We start from the raw sequence: 14,305 nt of genomic DNA on the forward strand, positions 1-14,305 counted from the left end.
GCTGCTGCTCCAGTTCCTGGTCGTCCGGGCGGTCATCGGACCGCCTCGCTGTCTTCGGTGCTGCTGATCGTGCTGCTGGCCGCGAGGTGCTCGGCCACCGGTGCGCTGGAGAGCCCCGGCCCGCCGCTGACGCGCAGCGCGCGGGCGAATGCCTTCCTCCGCACGGCGAGGTCGAGACACGCGGTCGTGGGGTGCAGGTGCGCCCCGCGGCCGGCCGCGCCGCCCCCGGGATCGGGCACGACGGCCGGGTGGCCGTGCGAGTCCGAGCCGACGACGAGACGCAACAGCTCGTCCTTGGTGGCCCGCTCCCGACATCCCACGCAGGTGCGGACGGGCCCGCTGGACGCGGGATCGGCCGTGGGCGCAGGGACAACGTCTGGATGGACCACCACCGACAACCTTAGCGGGTCGGACCTCCAGGCACCGAACCGGGAGGCTCAGGAGGGAGGGGCCACGACCTCGGTCTCGCGGGGGGCCTCGTCGCTGCGGATGTCGATGCGCCACCCGGTCAGCCGAGCGGCCAGGCGGGCGTTCTGCCCCTCCTTGCCGATGGCCAGCGAGAGCTGGAAGTCGGGCACCACCACGCGCGCCGAGCGCGCGGCCGCGTCGACGATCTCGACCGAGGTGACCCGGGCCGGCGACAGCGCGGAGGCGACCAGGGCCGCGGGGTCCTCGGCCCAGTCCACGATGTCGATCTTCTCGCCGTTGAGCTCGGCCATCACGCTGCGCACCCGCTGGCCCATCGGCCCGATGCACGCCCCCTTGGGGTTGACGCCCGACGCGCTGCTGGTCACTGCCATCTTCGTGCGGTGCCCGGCCTCGCGGGCCACGGCCGCGATCTCGACGGTGCCGTCGGCGATCTCGGGGACCTCGAGGGCGAAGAGGCGCTTGACCAGGTTGGGGTGCGAGCGCGAGAGCGTGATCTGGGGGCCGCGCATGCCCTTGCGCACCGAGACGACCAGGCACTTGATCCGGGTGCCGTGGCTGTAGTCCTCGCCGGGGACCCGCTCGCTGACGGGCAGCAGGGCCTCGAGCTTGCCGAGGTCGACCATGACGTCGTCGGGGTTGCGACCCTGCTGGATCACGCCCGAGACGATGTCGCCCTCCTTGCCGGCGAACTCGCCGAAGCGCAGGTCGTCCTCGGCGTCGCGCAGCCGCTGCAGCATGATCTGCTTGGCCGTGGTGGCCGCGATCCGCCCGAAGCCCTGCGGGGTGTCCTCGAACTCGCCGATCTTCTTGCCGTCGTCGTCGAGCTCGGCGGCCAGCACCGTGACGTGCCCGGTCTTGCGGTCCAGCTCGACCCGCGCCTCCTCGTAGGCGCCCGAGGTCTTCTGGTAGGCCATCAGCAGCGCCTGCTCGATCGCCTCGACCAGGACCTCGAAGGAGATCTCCTTCTCGCGCTCCAGCATCCGCAGGATGCTCATGTCGATGTCCATCAGGCGTCCTCTCCCGACTCGTCGGTGTTCTCGTCGGTGATCTCGTCCCCGTCGCCGTCCTGGTCGTCGTCCTGGTCGCCGTCCTGGTCGCCGTCCTGGTCGCCGTCGGGCTCGGCGGCGGTGGCCGGGCGGTTGAACTCGACCTGCACCAGGGCCTTGGTCGCGTCGGCGTAGCGCACCTCGCGCTCGGCGCCGTCGACCTCGACGGTGGCCGACTCGGGTCCCGCGGTGAGGATGCGGCCGGTCAGGGTGGTCCCGTCGGCCGTGGTGAGCTTGACCAGGCGGCCGGTGTTGCGCCGCCAGTGCCTCTCCAGCGTGAGCGGGCGGTCCACGCCGCGCGAGGTCACCTCGAGGGTGTAGGGCTGCTCCCCCATCACGTCGGACTCGTCGAGGACCCGGTTGACCTCGCGGGTGGCCTCGGCCACGTCGTCGAGCGTCACGCCGCCGTCCTTGTCCACGGCCACGCGCAGCACCCGCCGCTTGCCGGCCGGAGTGATCTCCACGGCCTCGACGTCGAGCTCGAGGGCCAGCAGCGGCGCGACGAGCTCCGCCTCGATCCGGTCCCTGGTGGTGTCCTGGTTGGGCTGGGTCACGGGTCGGAGACCTCCGGTGTTCTCTTGTGCTGGTGCGGGCGTTGCGGTGCAGCCACGATAGCCCCTGTCCGGCCCGGGACGCGCTTCGGCCGGTAGGGTCGGGCGGTGCCCCACGAGCCCTCCGCGACCCGTCGTACCGCGTTGCGTGCCCTCGCAGCCGGGGCTCCCCTGCCGCTGCTGCTGGGCGCCTGCAACGACGCGCCCGCGACCGATCTCACACCCGACGCGAGCAGCGAGGACCCCGACGTGGCCGTCGTCGCCGGGGTGCTGGGCGAGGTCGGCGCCCTGGTCGCGCTGCTCGAGGCGACCCGCGCCCGGCACGGCGCGCTGCGCCGGCCGCTCGCGCCGGCGCTGCGGGCGCACCGGGCCCAGCTCGAGGCGGTGCTGGCCACCGGCGCCGACGACCCCGGCCCCCGGGGACGGGCACGGGTGCCGGGCCGTCCGGCCGCCGCCCTCGACGCGGTGCGCGAGCGCGAGGAGACCGCCCGCCGGCGGCTCGTCGACCTCGCGGTCGACGCCGAGAGCGGCGCCCTGGCCAGGCTGGTGGCCGCGGTGTGCGCCGGGGTGTCCCAGCAGCAGGTGCTGCTGGGCGAGGTCTCCCCCGCCGGTGGTGCCTGATGGGCACCGTCGAGGCGCTGCAGGAGGCCCTGGCCGCCGAGCACGCCGCGATCCACGTCTACGGCACGCTCGGCGCGGCCACCTCCCTCTCGGCGACGCCCGAGCTCTACGAGCGGGTCTCGCTGGCCTGGGCCGGCCACCGCGGTCGCCGCGACGCCCTCGAGGTCGAGCTGCGTGGGCTCGGTGAGGAGCCGGTGGGCACCCGGGCGGCGTACGACGCCCCGGGCCCGTACGGCACCCCCGAGCAGATCTCGGCCACCGCGGCGCTGCTGGAGCAGCGCTGCGCCTCGACGTACGCCGCGCTGGTGGCGGCCACCTCGGGGGCTCGCCGGCGAGCGGCGGTCGCGGTGCTGACCGAGACCGCGGTGGCGGTGCTCGGCTTCGGCGGCGCGGCCGAGCCGCTGCCGGGGCTGGGTCAGCCGCGCTGACTGTGAGGATTCCCTTCGCAGCCTGATGCTGCTGGGCTGTGGTCGGTGACCACGGACGTGACCCATGCTCTGACTGGCCTTGTGCCTTCGCCAGGACTTGTCCGTTCGTGGTTGCCGGCCCCGGCCCGGTCGGAGTAGCTGGCCTGATCAGGAGCTTGACCGCCGGCGTTACCGCGCCGGCGTGTCCCGTCACAGTCCTGCCGAATCTCCGCCCTGGACCGGAACCACGTCCCCGTCCATGGCAAGGAGAGAACGCATGACCAGTCTGACTGATGTCGTCGATGTCGTCATCGGTGTCGATACCCACGTCCACACTCACTCGGCGGCCGCAATCGATGCACACACCGGCGCGGTGATCGAGGAGATCACGGTCGAGACCACCGCACAGGGGTACGACGAGCTCGTGGAGTTCGCTGAGGAGCACCCGCTACGCGCCTGGGCGATCGAGGGCACCGGCGGCCACGGCGCCGGGCTCACCAGGCACCTGCAGCGCGGTGAGGAGTTCGTGATCGAGCTCGATCGACCCGAACGGGCCAAGCGTCGCAACGGCGCCAAGTCCGACCCGCTGGACGCGGTCCGGGCAGCCCGGGAGGCCCTGGCGCGTCCCCGGCTCGGCACCCCTCGTCGTGGCGGTGACCGGCAAGCGTTGTCGGTGTTGTTGGCGACCCGGCGCTCGGCAGTCGAGGGCGCCACCGTTGCTCAGCGCCAGCTGTTCAGCCTGGTCATCGCCGCGCCCGAACCCCTCCGTGCCCGGTTCCGCGGCCAGAAGCTGCCGGCGATGGTCAGGACCGCCGCCGCGCTGCGCATGCACGCCTCGTGGGACACCGAGACCACCACCACCGCCGCCATGCTCCGGACCCTGGCTAAGCGCTCACAAGAGCTGAGCAAGGAGGCCGCAGAGCACCAACGCGCGATCGTGGCGATCGTCCGGTCCTGGCGACCCGATCTGCTCGCCCAGCTCGGGGTCGGACCGATCGTGGCCGCGGTGGTGCTGTGCGCCTGGTCCCACCCAGGGCGGATCCACTCCGAGGCCGCCTTCGCGATGCTCGCTGGTGTCGCGCCCATCCCGGCCAACAGCGGCCAGACCACCACCCGCTACCGGCTCAACCCCTACGGCGACCGGCAGCTGAACCGGGCCCTGCACACCGTGACCGTCACCCGCATGGCCTGCCACCAGCCAACCCGCGACTACCGCGACCGGCGCACCGCCGAGGGCAAGACCAGTCCCGAGATCAAACGCTGCCTCAAGCGCTACATAGCCAGAGACCTTTACCGACTACTCGAACACCCTCAGACCACTTGACGATCCATAGGAGCGTCCGGGCGGCACCCGTCGGCGACCCCGGCCGCCTGCGAGGGAGTCCCGAGATCTCCCCCGCAGGCGTGGCGTCAGGAGCGCCCTGCTGGGGGGCCCGGCGCTCCTGACGCCTAGATCATGCCCTGCGCCGCACCCCCACGCCCCCCACTCGCCTCCTCACAAACCTGCAATGCAACTAACTGCAGCGGCCCGGGACGACCCCGGACCGACCCGGGGAGGGCCCGGGAAGGGCCCGGGAAGGGCCGGCCGGGGTCACCGGTAGGCGGCGAAGGCCTGGTTGGCCCGGCTCGACTGGCCGGGGGTGAACTCGAGGTAGCAGTCGTCGTAGCTGTAGTCCATGAAGTTGTGGATCGGGTCGAGGCCGGGCAGCGAGCACGAGTCGCGTCCGGCCGGGCAGCCGGTGGTCGAGCTCGACTGGGCCGGGGTGTCGGCGACCAGGTCGTTGCTGCTCGTGCAGCCGCCCTGGAACGTGTGGTAGAGCCCCAGCCAGTGGCCCGCCTCGTGGGTGGTGGTCTCGCCGGCGGCGTAGTTGGTCGCCGAGCCGCCCGGCACCGTCGTGTAGTTGACCCGGATGCCGTCGATCGCGCCGTTGCGGGCGTAGTCCCACGGGAAGGTGGCCACGCCGAGGTAGGCGAAGTCCACGAGCCAGATGTTGAGCGCGTCGGCGCCGCCCTGGCGGGTCTGGCGGCGGTAGGTGGAGGACTGCTTGTCCTGGTGCCAGCTCGTGTTGCTGTACCGGTCGATGCCGGCCAGCGTGAAGCGGAAGCCGGTGTCGGTGGCGCTGGCCGACTTCTGGCCCGCGAAGCTGCGGTTGAGCACGTCTACCTGCTGCTGGATGCGGCTGTCGCTGACGTCGCCGCCGCCCGCGGAGTCGCGCATCACGTGCACGTAGACCGGGACGGTGCCGCCCGCGCGGGCGGCCGTGGCCGGCCTGGTGCCGCGCGCCTCGAGGCGGCGGGCCATGTCGCGCTCGATGCGCCGCTGCTCGCGGCGCGTCACCTCGCGGTGGTCGGTGCCGCGCGGGCCGCCACGCGCGGCCTCGGTGCCGTCGTGGCCGCCCTCGACGCACTCGGCGACGCGCGGGGTCAGGGTGTCGAGCGGCACCTGGGCGGAGGCGGGGGCGGCGAGCGCGGTGCCGACCAGGACGCCGGCCAGGGCGGGGGTGGCCAGGGCCAGCAGGGCGGCGGGGAGACGGTGCGACAGGGTCATCTGCGGGGTTCCTCGATCTACGCGGGGCCGCAGGGTGAGCGGCCGGTGCGCTGATCGTGGCCCGGCCGAGGGCCGGCGGCGAGGCCCGCGCCCCCTCCTCTTCGTGCAGTGCACGAACCTGCAGAAGTGCGGTGCCGGCTAGCGCCAGCCCGAGACGATCGCGTGCACGTCGGCGAGGCGGTGGGCCACGGCGTCGGGGACGCCCTCGGTGTGGCCGACCTGGCCGGCGGGGATTCGGCTGTGCGGCACGTGCACCGCGCGCATCCCGGCCTGCTGGGCGCCCCACACGTCGTCGTAGAGCCGGTCGCCGACGTAGACGCAGCGGGCCGGGTCGTCGACGCCCACCGCGTGCATGGCGGCGCGGAAGGCGTGCGGGGAGGGCTTGGTCCACTCGATCTCGCTGGAGTAGACGTCGCCGTCGACGAGGCCGTAGACCCCGTCGCGCTCGAGGAACCCGACGTGCCACTCGCGCGGCCACAGCGTGTTGGACAGGACGCCGACCTTGATGCCGTCGGCGCGCAGCGCCTCCCACAGCGGACGCACCTCGGGGTCGGTCGCGGTGTGCGGCTCCCAGAACTCGAAGTAGGCCGCGAGCAGGTCGGGGTCGTGGTCGAGCCCGGCCTCCTCGAAGAGGTCGGCCACGGTGGCGCTGCGCTGGTGGTCGCGGCTGCGCCCCCACACCACCTCTCCCGCACCGAGCAGCCGGGCGGCGTGCTCCCCGCGGTCGTCGAGCAGGTCGTCGTCGGCGGTGCTCGGGGTGCGGCGTACGGCGCCGGCCAGCGCGAGCGACTCGGCGTGGAAGTCGACGTCGTGCCAGCGGGTCAGGGTGCCGCCCCAGTCGAAGATGACGGCGTCCACCCCCGGTCCGCCGGGCACGCCCGGCACGCGCGCCCCCGCGGCGCTCACCGGCCTACGAGGTCGACCAGGTGGGCGACGACGTGGTCGGCGGCGACCCCGGTCTTCTCGCCCGTGGCGCGGTCCTTGACCTCGACCTCGCCGGTCTCGGCCAGACCGCGGCCCACCACGACGATGGTCGGCACCCCGATGAGCTCGGCGTCCTTGAACTTCACGCCGGGGCTGACCTTGCCGACGCGGTCGTCGTAGAGCACCTCGACGCCGGCCTCGGCCAGCTCGTGGGCGATCCGCTCGGCGGCGGCGATGATCGACTCGTCCTTGCCGGCGGCGACCAGGTGCACGTCGGCCGGGGCGACGTTGCGCGGCCAGCACAGCCCGATGTCGTCGAGGGTGCCCTCGGCCACCGCGGCGACCGCGCGGGTCACACCGATGCCGTAGGAGCCCATCGTGACGGTGACCAGCTTGCCGTTCTCGTCGAGCACCCGCAGGTCGAGCGCCTCGGCGTACTTGCGGCCGAGCTGGAAGATGTGGCCCATCTCGATGCCGCGCGAGGTCCGCAGGGTCCCGTCGTCGCAGCGCGGGCAGGAGTCGCCCTCGCGCACGTCGGCGGCCTCGATGGTGCCGTCGGGGGTGAAGTCGCGCCCGGCGACGAGGTCGAGCACGTGGCTGCCGTCGACGTTCGCGCCGGTGACCCAGCGGGTGCCCTCGACCACGCGCGGGTCGACCAGGTAGCGGATGCCCGAGTCGCTCTCCTCGCCCAGCACGCCGGGGCCGATGTAGCCCTTGACCAGGGCGGGGTGCTCCTTGAGCGCCGCCTCGTCCATCGGCTCGACCTCGATGGGCTCGAGCTGGCCCTCGAGGCGCTTGAGGTCGACCTCGCGGTCGCCGGGCACGCCGATGGCCAGCGCCTCGCGCTCCCCGGTGGGGTGGCGCAGCTGCACGAGCACGTTCTTGAGGGTGTCGGCGGCCGTCCAGGCCCGGTCACCCCGGGGGTGCTCGGCGTTGAGGTGGTCGACCAGCGTCTCGATGGTCGGCGTCGCGGGCGTCTGCTCGGCGTGGGCGGCCGGCGCGTCGTCGTAGGCCACCGGCGCGGGAGCGCGCACCTCGACTGCCTCGACGTTGGCGGCGTAGTCGCAGGTCGTGCAGCTGACGTAGGTGTCCTCGCCGACCTCGGCCTTGGCCAGGAACTCCTCCGAGCGCGAGCCGCCCATGGCGCCCGACGTCGCCTTCACCACGACGTACTCGAAGCCGAGCCGGTCGAAGATGCGCACGTAGGCGTCGCGGTGCTGCTGGTAGCTCTCGTCGAGCCCGGCGTCGTCGACGTCGAAGGAGTAGGAGTCCTTCATCGTGAACTCGCGCCCGCGCAGCAACCCCGCGCGGGGGCGCGCCTCGTCGCGGTACTTCGTCTGGATCTGGTAGATCGAGAGCGGCAGGTCCTTGTAGGAGGAGTAGAGGTCCTTGACCACGAGGGTGAACATCTCCTCGTGGGTGGGGCCGAGCAGGTAGTCGGCGTCCTTGCGGTCCTTGAGCCGGAAGATGCCGTCGCCGTACTCGGTCCAGCGCCCGCTGGCGTCGTAGGGCTCGCGGGGCAGCAGCGCCGGGAAGCTCAGCTCCTGGGCACCGATGCCGTCCATCTCCTCGCGCACGATGGCCTCGATGTTGCGCAGCACCCGCAGGCCCAGCGGCAGCCAGGTGTAGATGCCCGGGGCGGCGCGGCGGATGTAGCCGGCGCGCACCAGGAGGCGGTGGCTGGGGACCTCGGCGTCGGCCGGGTCCTCGCGCAGCGTCCGCACGAACAGCTGGGACATCCGCAGGATCCGGGCAGAGCTCCGCGTCGAGGCAGTCATGCGCGCAAGGGTACGGCGAGCGGCTGCTGGTCCGCGCACCGGTTTCGGGCTCGCCCGGACGAGCAGCCGTGCCCCCTCAGAACATGACGGTGGAGAACCGCGCGGTCTCCTCGAAGCCGACGGTGCGGTAGGCCCGGCGGGCGGCGGTGTTCCACTCGTTGACGTAGAGCGAGACCGTCGGCGCGACCTCGCGGCGCACGATCTCCGCGACCGCGGCCATCCCGCCGACCGCCAGGCCCTCGCCTCGCCGGTCGGGGGCGACCCAGACGCCCTGGATCTGCGCGGCGTGCGGGGAGGTGCAGGCGACCTCGGCCTTGAAGACCAGCCGGCCGCCGTCGAAGCGGGCGAAGGACCAGCCGCGGCTGACCAGCTGGGCGACGCGGGCGCGGTAGAGGTCGGCCCCTCCCCCGGCCTCGGGCGAGAGCCCGACCTCCTCGGTGTACATCGCCACGCACGCCGGGTAGAGCAGGTCCATGTCCTCGCGGGTCGTACGCCGCACCCGGGGGTCGGCCGCGACCGCCGCCGGGCCCGACAGCTCGAGGTGGGGCTGGCGCCAGCGGGTCTCGCGCGGCGGGCCCCAGGAGCCCGACACGACCTGCCAGAAGGCCCGCACCGCGTCGTGGGGACCCACGATCGTCGACACCGAGCGGCTGCGCGACAGGGCGCGCTCGGCGAAGGCCCGGGCGTCGTCGGGGGTGGCGTTGACCGGGACCAGGTTGGCGCCCACGTGGCAGGCGGCCACCAGGCGCCCGTCGGCGTACCGGCCCCAGACCTCGCCGCCGAGCCAGCGCGGCTCGAGGTTCGTGCTGCGCGCGCGGTGCTCGACGAAGACGTTGACCACGGGGTCGCGCTCGCTGAGCGCGAGGAAGTCCGCCAGGTCGGCGGCTCCGAGCACTCGGACGCCGTGGCGGGTGGTCAGCACGTCGCCGAGCCTACGTGTCGGGGAGGTCTCAGCCGACGGAGATCTCGGCGGAGGAGCCGTCGACGCTCTCCATGCCCTCGGCGATGCGCATGGCCTCCTCGATCAGGGTCTCGACGATCTTCGACTCGGGCACGGTCTTGATGACCTCGCCCTTGACGAAGATCTGGCCCTTGCCGTTGCCGGAGGCGACACCCAGGTCGGCCTCGCGGGCCTCGCCGGGGCCGTTGACGACGCAGCCCATCACGGCCACCCGCAGCGGCACCTCGAGGCCCTCCAGGCCGGCGGTGACCTCGTCGGCGAGCTTGTAGACGTCGACCTGGGCGCGCCCGCACGAGGGGCAGGAGACGATCTCGAGGCGGCGCGGCTTGAGGTTGAGCGACTCCAGGATCTGCAGGCCGACCTTGACCTCCTCGACCGGCGGGGCGCTCAGGCTGACCCGGATCGTGTCGCCGATGCCCTGGGCCAGCAGGTGGCCGAAGGCCACCGACGACTTGATGGTGCCCTGGAAGGCCGGGCCCGCCTCGGTGACCCCGAGGTGCAGCGGCCAGTCGCCCTCGGCGGCGAGCATCTCGTAGGCGCGCACCATCACGACCGGGTCGTTGTGCTTGACCGAGATCTTGAAGTCGCGGAAGCCGTGCTCCTCGAAGAGACCGGCCTCCCACTTCGCCGACTCGACCAGCGCCTCGGGGGTCGCCTTGCCGTACTTCTCCAGCAGCCGCTTGTCGAGGCTGCCGGCGTTGACGCCGATGCGGATCGAGGTGCCGCGGTCCTGCGCGGCCCGGGCGATCTCCTTGACCTGGTCGTCGAACTTGCGGATGTTGCCCGGGTTGACGCGCACGGCCGCGCACCCGGCGTCGATCGCCGCGAAGACGTACTTGGGCTGGAAGTGGATGTCGGCGATCACCGGGATCTGCGACTTCTGCGCGATCGCCGGCAGCGCCTCGGCGTCGTCCTGGCTGGGGCAGGCGACGCGCACGATGTCGCAGCCGCTCGCGGTCAGCTCGGCGATCTGCTGCAGCGTCGAGTTGATGTCGGAGGTCAGCGTGGTGGTCATCGACTGCACCGAGACCGGGTGGTCGCTGCCCACCCCCACCTTGCCGACCTGGATCTGACGGGTCTGGCGGCGCGGGGCCAGCACCGGCGGGGGTGCTGCGGGCATGCCCAGGTTGATCTCGGTCATGGCGCCAGGCTACTCACCGGCCCCTCGCCGGACGTCATACGGGCGGGAGGTCCCCTCGTGCTGGACGTATGCAGCGGTGGGCTGACAACCGTAGTGAGTGGCTGTCCGGTTGTCCGCTCACCCCTGGCCCGGCCGGTCGCGGGGCAGCGGTGGGCCAGCAACCGGACGTCGGTGCCGGTCGGTTGCTAGCTCACCGCCCCCAAGCGAGTACGTCGTCCCTGCGCCCGCGCGCGTCGAGGACCCACCTGGTCCGAGAGACGCGTCCACAGGACCGCGAAGCCCGCCCCGACGTCCGGCGGCGGGCCGTCGTAGCCGTGGGCGACCAGCTCGCGGTGGATGGTGCCGACCAGCGTCCTCGGGTGCTTCAGCCGTTCCTTGGTCACCTGGACGTAGCCGACACCGTGCCCGCGGTACAGGTGGTAGCGATCCAGGTCGGCGACGTAGACGGCTCGCTCCTCCTGGTGCTGCACGCCCTCGTACTCGACTGCGGTGTGCCACTGCCTGAACAAGAGGTCGGCGATCACGCGTACCCCGTCGAGCTCCATCGCGCCGTTCGGCTCGGGGGCCGGCAGCTTGGCGAAGACGACGATCGCTCGCAGCTCTGACTCAGGCAACGACCGGCTGCGCCCATCAAGGTGATCGCTCACCCACACCGCTTCGTGGGCACCAGCGCGCCACGGCGCCTCGAGAGCCAGCTCGACCAGCCCCGCGAGCGTCATGTGCCCGTGGTGCAGCAACCAGTCCCCGACCTTGATGGCGTCGACCACCCTCGCTCGTGCGCAGTAGGCCAGGTAGGCGGCCGTCGGCGTGACGCCGTCAGCATCGAGCGGTGGGAGCCGCACGGTGCGGTGGAGGAAGATCCCGTCCAGAGCAAGGTGATGATCTCCCTGGACGACGAACCTCAAGGGCGTGTCGGCGCCGATGTCGAGCCCCAGCAGCCGCAGACGCGTCTCGGCCGTCGGGTGCGCCCGCTCGGGGAGGGCCAGCCGGGCGGCGAGCAGCCGCTGCTCCCACGTCAGGACGGTGTCGCGACAGGCCCAGACGCCGGGGTGCAGCCGCACGAAACGGCGACCCTGCAACATCCTGCTGCTCACGTCGGCGGCTTGCGCGGAGGCTCTGGTGAACGGGCCGGACCGCAGCTGCTCGGGGATCTCTCGCATGCGACGAGGTTCGTACGCACCAGCGACCCCACCCGGTGCGGACGGCGACGTTGTGCACGACGCCGCCGCGCGGGCCCCCTGTGCACGACGCCCGGCCAGCCACGACTGACCAGCGGTGAGCTGGCAACCAGACCTCGGTCCTCAATGGTTGCTGGCTCACCGCGCTGCGGCGTCGGCGTCGAGCCGCGGTGAGCCAGCAACCCGAACCCGGACCCTTTCGGTTGCCAGCTCACCGCTTCAGACACGGTCCCGCGGCCGGGGCGGCTACTGCAGGCCCAGCTCCATCGGGACGACCAGGTCGGCGACGATCAGGACGACGCCCATCACCAGCAGGGCGGAGGCCACGACGTAGGCGACGGGGAGCAGCTTGGCGGCGTCGACGTAGCCGGGGTCGGGGCGGCGGCGCAGGCGGGCCCAGCCGCGACGGATCCACTCCCAGGCGGCGCTGGCGATGTGGCCGCCGTCGAGCGGGAGCAGCGGCACGAAGTTGAAGACGCCGATGAAGAAGTTGAAGCCGGCGATCAGCGAGAGCAGGAAGACCGACTTCTCGGCGATCGGGAACGACTCGGCCGAGGTCACCTCGCCGGCGATCCGGCCGCCGCCGACGATCGAGATGGGGCTGTCGGCGGCGCGCTCCTGCACCCCGACCACGGCCAGCGCGACGTCCCACACCTTGACCGGCAGGGTGGCCAGGGCCACGACGGTGTCCTTGGCCATCCCGCCCATCTCCTGCAGCGTGAACAGCGGGCCGCCGCGCACGACCTCGAGGTGCGAGGTGGGGGTGACGCCCAGGAAGCCGACCTGGGTCAGCGTCACGTCGGTGTCGGAGGTGGGGCGCGCCTGCACCGTGGTCGAGGTGGTGCCGGTGCGGACCTGGCCGTCGCGCTCGTAGCCGATGACGGCCTCGCCACCGGCGTTGTCACGGATCAGCGAGCGCAGCTGGTCCCACCCGGTGACGGCGACGCCGTTGAAGGAGGTGACCGTGTCGCCCGGGCGCAGCCCCGCCACGTACGCCGGGCTCGGCGGGTCGCTCGCCCGGCACTCGCGCACGCCGTCCTCGTAGGGGATCACGCAGGTGGAGACCGAGTCGATGACCGGGGCCCCGGCGTCGGGCTCGACACTGCGCTGGCCGTAGGTGGAGAAGATGCCCAGGAAGAGCAGGAAGGCGATCAGGATGTTGACCGACGGTCCGCCGGCCATCACCACGATCTTCTTCCACGACGCCATCTTGTAGAAGAGCCGGTCCTCGTCCTCGTGGCGCACCAGCTCCCACTCGGCGGCGCGCGCGTCGGAGATGAGCTGGGTGAACATGCCGGTGTTCGACTTGCGCACCCGGGTGACGGTGTTGCCCTCGGCGTCGACGGTCGTCTCGCCCAGCTGCTCGGCGCCCGGCGGCAGCATCCCGACGATCTTGACGTAGCCGCCGAGCGGGACCGCCTTGACGCCGTACTCGGTCTCGCCGACCTGCTTGCTCCAAACGGTCGGGCCGAAGCCGATGAAGTACTGCGTCACCTTCCCGCCGAACTTCTTGGCCGGGATCATGTGGCCCAGCTCGTGCAGCCCGATGGAGACCAGGATGGCGAGCACGAAGAGCACCACGCCGAGGAGGTAGAGCAGGGCGGTCATGCGGGGCTTCCTTGCCGGATCAGGTCGGCGGCCGCCTCGCGGGCCCAGGCATCGGCCGCGAGCACGTCGTCGAGGGTGAGGTGCTGCGCCGAGCCTACGTCGTGGGACCGCACCACCGCCTGCACCATCTCGACGATCCGCACGAACGGCAGCCGGCCGTCGCGGAAGGCCTGCACGCACACCTCGTTGGCGGCGTTGTAGACGCACGGGGCGGTGCCGCCGCGCTCCCCCGCCTCACGGGCCAGCGCGACCGCGGGGAACGCCTCGTCGTCGAGGGGGTGGAACTCCCAGGTCTCGGGGCGGGTCCAGTCGACGGCCGGCGCGGCGTCGGGCACCCGGTCGGGCCAGGCCAGGCCGAGCGCGATCGGGATGTGCATGGTCGGCGGGCTGGCCTGCACCAGCGTGGAGCCGTCGACGAACTCGACCATCGAGTGCACGACGCTCGTGGGGTGCACGACGACCTCAATCCGGTCGAAGCCGATCCCGAAGAGCAGGTGCGCCTCGATCACCTCGAGGCCCTTGTTGACCAGCGTCGCGGAGTTGATGGTCACCACGGGCCCCATCGACCAGGTCGGGTGCGCCAGCGCGTCCTCGACGCGTACGTCGGCCAGCTGGTCGCGGCTGCGCCCGCGGAACGGCCCGCCGCTGGCGGTCAGCACCAGCTTGCGCACCTCGTCGGGCGAGCCGCCGCGCAGGCACTGGGCGATCGCGGAGTGCTCGGAGTCGACCGGCACGATCTGGCCCGGCCGGGCGCGCTCGAGCACCAGCGGGCCGGCCATGATCAGCGACTCCTTGTTGGCCAGCGCCAGCGTCGTACCGGCGTCGAGAGCGGCGAGGGTGGGCCGCAGGCCGACGGCGCCGGTGATGCCGTTGAGCACCACGTCGCACTCCATCGAGGCCGCCTCGACCGACGCCTCCTCCCCCAGCCCCGAGAAGGCCGGGGCGAGCTCGGCGACCTGCTGGTCGAACAGGTCGGGCTGCGACCCGCCGGCGCTCAGCCCGACCACCCGGAACCGGTCGGGGTCGGCCCGCACGATGTCGAGGGCCTGGGTGCCGATCGACCCGGTCGAGCCGAGGATGACTACGTCTCGTCGCTGCACCGGCCCAGTCTCG

Annotated in this window: 14 protein-coding genes; 3 read left to right on the plus strand and 11 right to left on the minus strand. The window is 72.6% G+C overall.

Features of this window, described 5'->3' with window-relative positions:
* Positions 1–32 precede the first annotated feature (32 nt).
* Genes JOE61_RS03285 through rimP form a run of 3 tightly spaced genes read right to left on the minus strand, consistent with a single transcriptional unit; the run spans position 33 to position 2,029 of the window.
* Positions 33–392 carry a YlxR family protein gene (locus tag JOE61_RS03285; RefSeq protein WP_307823153.1) on the minus strand — a complete coding sequence of 120 codons (360 nt, stop codon included), beginning with the start codon at positions 390–392 and terminating at the stop codon, positions 33–35.
* 45 nt (positions 393–437) lie between these two features.
* On the minus strand, positions 438–1,436 hold the full coding sequence (nusA, locus tag JOE61_RS03290) for a transcription termination factor NusA (protein ID WP_193670474.1): 999 nt from the start codon (positions 1,434–1,436) through the stop codon (positions 438–440).
* Positions 1,436–2,029: a ribosome maturation factor RimP gene (gene rimP, locus JOE61_RS03295; protein WP_193670475.1), complete on the minus strand. Its 594-nt coding sequence runs from the start codon at positions 2,027–2,029 to the stop codon at positions 1,436–1,438. Before rimP ends, nusA begins: the two co-directional genes overlap by 1 nt.
* A gap of 105 nt (positions 2,030–2,134) precedes the next feature.
* Here rimP and JOE61_RS03300 point away from each other — a divergent pair, with 105 nt between their 5' ends.
* The 3 genes from JOE61_RS03300 to JOE61_RS03310 all read left to right on the plus strand — a co-directional run bounded on the left by JOE61_RS03300 (position 2,135) and on the right by JOE61_RS03310 (position 4,378).
* Positions 2,135–2,647 (plus strand): hypothetical protein, encoded by a 513-nt coding sequence (locus JOE61_RS03300; RefSeq protein WP_193670476.1) that lies wholly within the window; start codon positions 2,135–2,137, stop codon positions 2,645–2,647.
* A complete protein-coding gene (locus JOE61_RS03305; protein ID WP_193670477.1) occupies positions 2,647–3,075 on the plus strand; it encodes a ferritin-like domain-containing protein in 429 nt (142 codons plus the stop codon). Before JOE61_RS03300 ends, JOE61_RS03305 begins: the two co-directional genes overlap by 1 nt.
* A gap of 238 nt (positions 3,076–3,313) precedes the next feature.
* Positions 3,314–4,378, plus strand: coding sequence for an IS110 family RNA-guided transposase (locus JOE61_RS03310; protein ID WP_204797130.1), 1,065 nt, complete (start codon positions 3,314–3,316; stop codon positions 4,376–4,378).
* Between the two features lie 267 nt (positions 4,379–4,645).
* On the opposite strand, the gene JOE61_RS03315 is transcribed toward JOE61_RS03310, so the two are convergent.
* The 8 genes from JOE61_RS03315 to dxr form a co-directional block, all read right to left on the minus strand.
* The gene (locus JOE61_RS03315; protein WP_193667996.1) at positions 4,646–5,602 is read right to left on the minus strand and encodes a zinc metalloprotease; all 957 of its coding nucleotides are present in this window, start codon (positions 5,600–5,602) and stop codon (positions 4,646–4,648) included.
* Positions 5,603–5,740: 138 nt separating this feature from the next.
* Entirely contained in the window at positions 5,741–6,508 is a 768-nt protein-coding gene (locus JOE61_RS03320; protein WP_307822781.1) for an HAD family hydrolase, read from the minus strand.
* Positions 6,505–8,304 (minus strand): proline--tRNA ligase, encoded by a 1,800-nt coding sequence (locus tag JOE61_RS03325; protein ID WP_227491404.1) that lies wholly within the window; start codon positions 8,302–8,304, stop codon positions 6,505–6,507. The genes JOE61_RS03320 and JOE61_RS03325 overlap by 4 nt, the downstream gene beginning before the upstream one ends.
* A gap of 76 nt (positions 8,305–8,380) precedes the next feature.
* On the minus strand, positions 8,381–9,226 hold the full coding sequence (locus JOE61_RS03330; protein ID WP_193667995.1) for a GNAT family N-acetyltransferase: 846 nt from the start codon (positions 9,224–9,226) through the stop codon (positions 8,381–8,383).
* 28 nt (positions 9,227–9,254) lie between these two features.
* Positions 9,255–10,406 carry a flavodoxin-dependent (E)-4-hydroxy-3-methylbut-2-enyl-diphosphate synthase gene (gene ispG / locus JOE61_RS03335; protein WP_193667994.1) on the minus strand — a complete coding sequence of 384 codons (1,152 nt, stop codon included), beginning with the start codon at positions 10,404–10,406 and terminating at the stop codon, positions 9,255–9,257.
* A 185-nt stretch (positions 10,407–10,591) separates the two neighbouring features.
* The gene (locus JOE61_RS03340) at positions 10,592–11,566 is read right to left on the minus strand and encodes a hypothetical protein (protein WP_193667993.1); all 975 of its coding nucleotides are present in this window, start codon (positions 11,564–11,566) and stop codon (positions 10,592–10,594) included.
* Between the two features lie 264 nt (positions 11,567–11,830).
* Positions 11,831–13,192 carry a M50 family metallopeptidase gene (locus JOE61_RS03345; protein WP_275581601.1) on the minus strand — a complete coding sequence of 454 codons (1,362 nt, stop codon included), beginning with the start codon at positions 13,190–13,192 and terminating at the stop codon, positions 11,831–11,833.
* Positions 13,189–14,292 (minus strand): 1-deoxy-D-xylulose-5-phosphate reductoisomerase, encoded by a 1,104-nt coding sequence (gene dxr, locus JOE61_RS03350; RefSeq protein WP_193667992.1) that lies wholly within the window; start codon positions 14,290–14,292, stop codon positions 13,189–13,191. The genes JOE61_RS03345 and dxr overlap by 4 nt, the downstream gene beginning before the upstream one ends.
* Positions 14,293–14,305: the final 13 nt, after the last annotated feature.

Origin of the sequence: Nocardioides salarius (assembly GCF_016907435.1) — a bacterium.
GTDB classification, from domain to species: Bacteria; Actinomycetota; Actinomycetes; order Propionibacteriales; family Nocardioidaceae; genus Nocardioides; species Nocardioides salarius.

Excerpts from the sequence above, each read along its gene's own strand:
- JOE61_RS03325 (WP_227491404.1), bottom strand. The coding sequence starts at position 8,304 with ATGACTGCCTCGACGCGGAGCTCTGCCCGGATCCTGCGGATGTCCCAG.
- JOE61_RS03345 (WP_275581601.1), bottom strand. The coding sequence starts at position 13,192 with ATGACCGCCCTGCTCTACCTCCTCGGCGTGGTGCTCTTCGTGCTCGCC.
- JOE61_RS03305 (WP_193670477.1), top strand. The coding sequence starts at position 2,647 with ATGGGCACCGTCGAGGCGCTGCAGGAGGCCCTGGCCGCCGAGCACGCC.
- JOE61_RS03310 (WP_204797130.1), top strand. The coding sequence starts at position 3,314 with ATGGCAAGGAGAGAACGCATGACCAGTCTGACTGATGTCGTCGATGTC.
- JOE61_RS03315 (WP_193667996.1), bottom strand. The coding sequence starts at position 5,602 with ATGACCCTGTCGCACCGTCTCCCCGCCGCCCTGCTGGCCCTGGCCACC.
- ispG (WP_193667994.1), bottom strand. The coding sequence starts at position 10,406 with ATGACCGAGATCAACCTGGGCATGCCCGCAGCACCCCCGCCGGTGCTG.
- JOE61_RS03340 (WP_193667993.1), bottom strand. The coding sequence starts at position 11,566 with ATGCGAGAGATCCCCGAGCAGCTGCGGTCCGGCCCGTTCACCAGAGCC.
- nusA (WP_193670474.1), bottom strand. The coding sequence starts at position 1,436 with ATGGACATCGACATGAGCATCCTGCGGATGCTGGAGCGCGAGAAGGAG.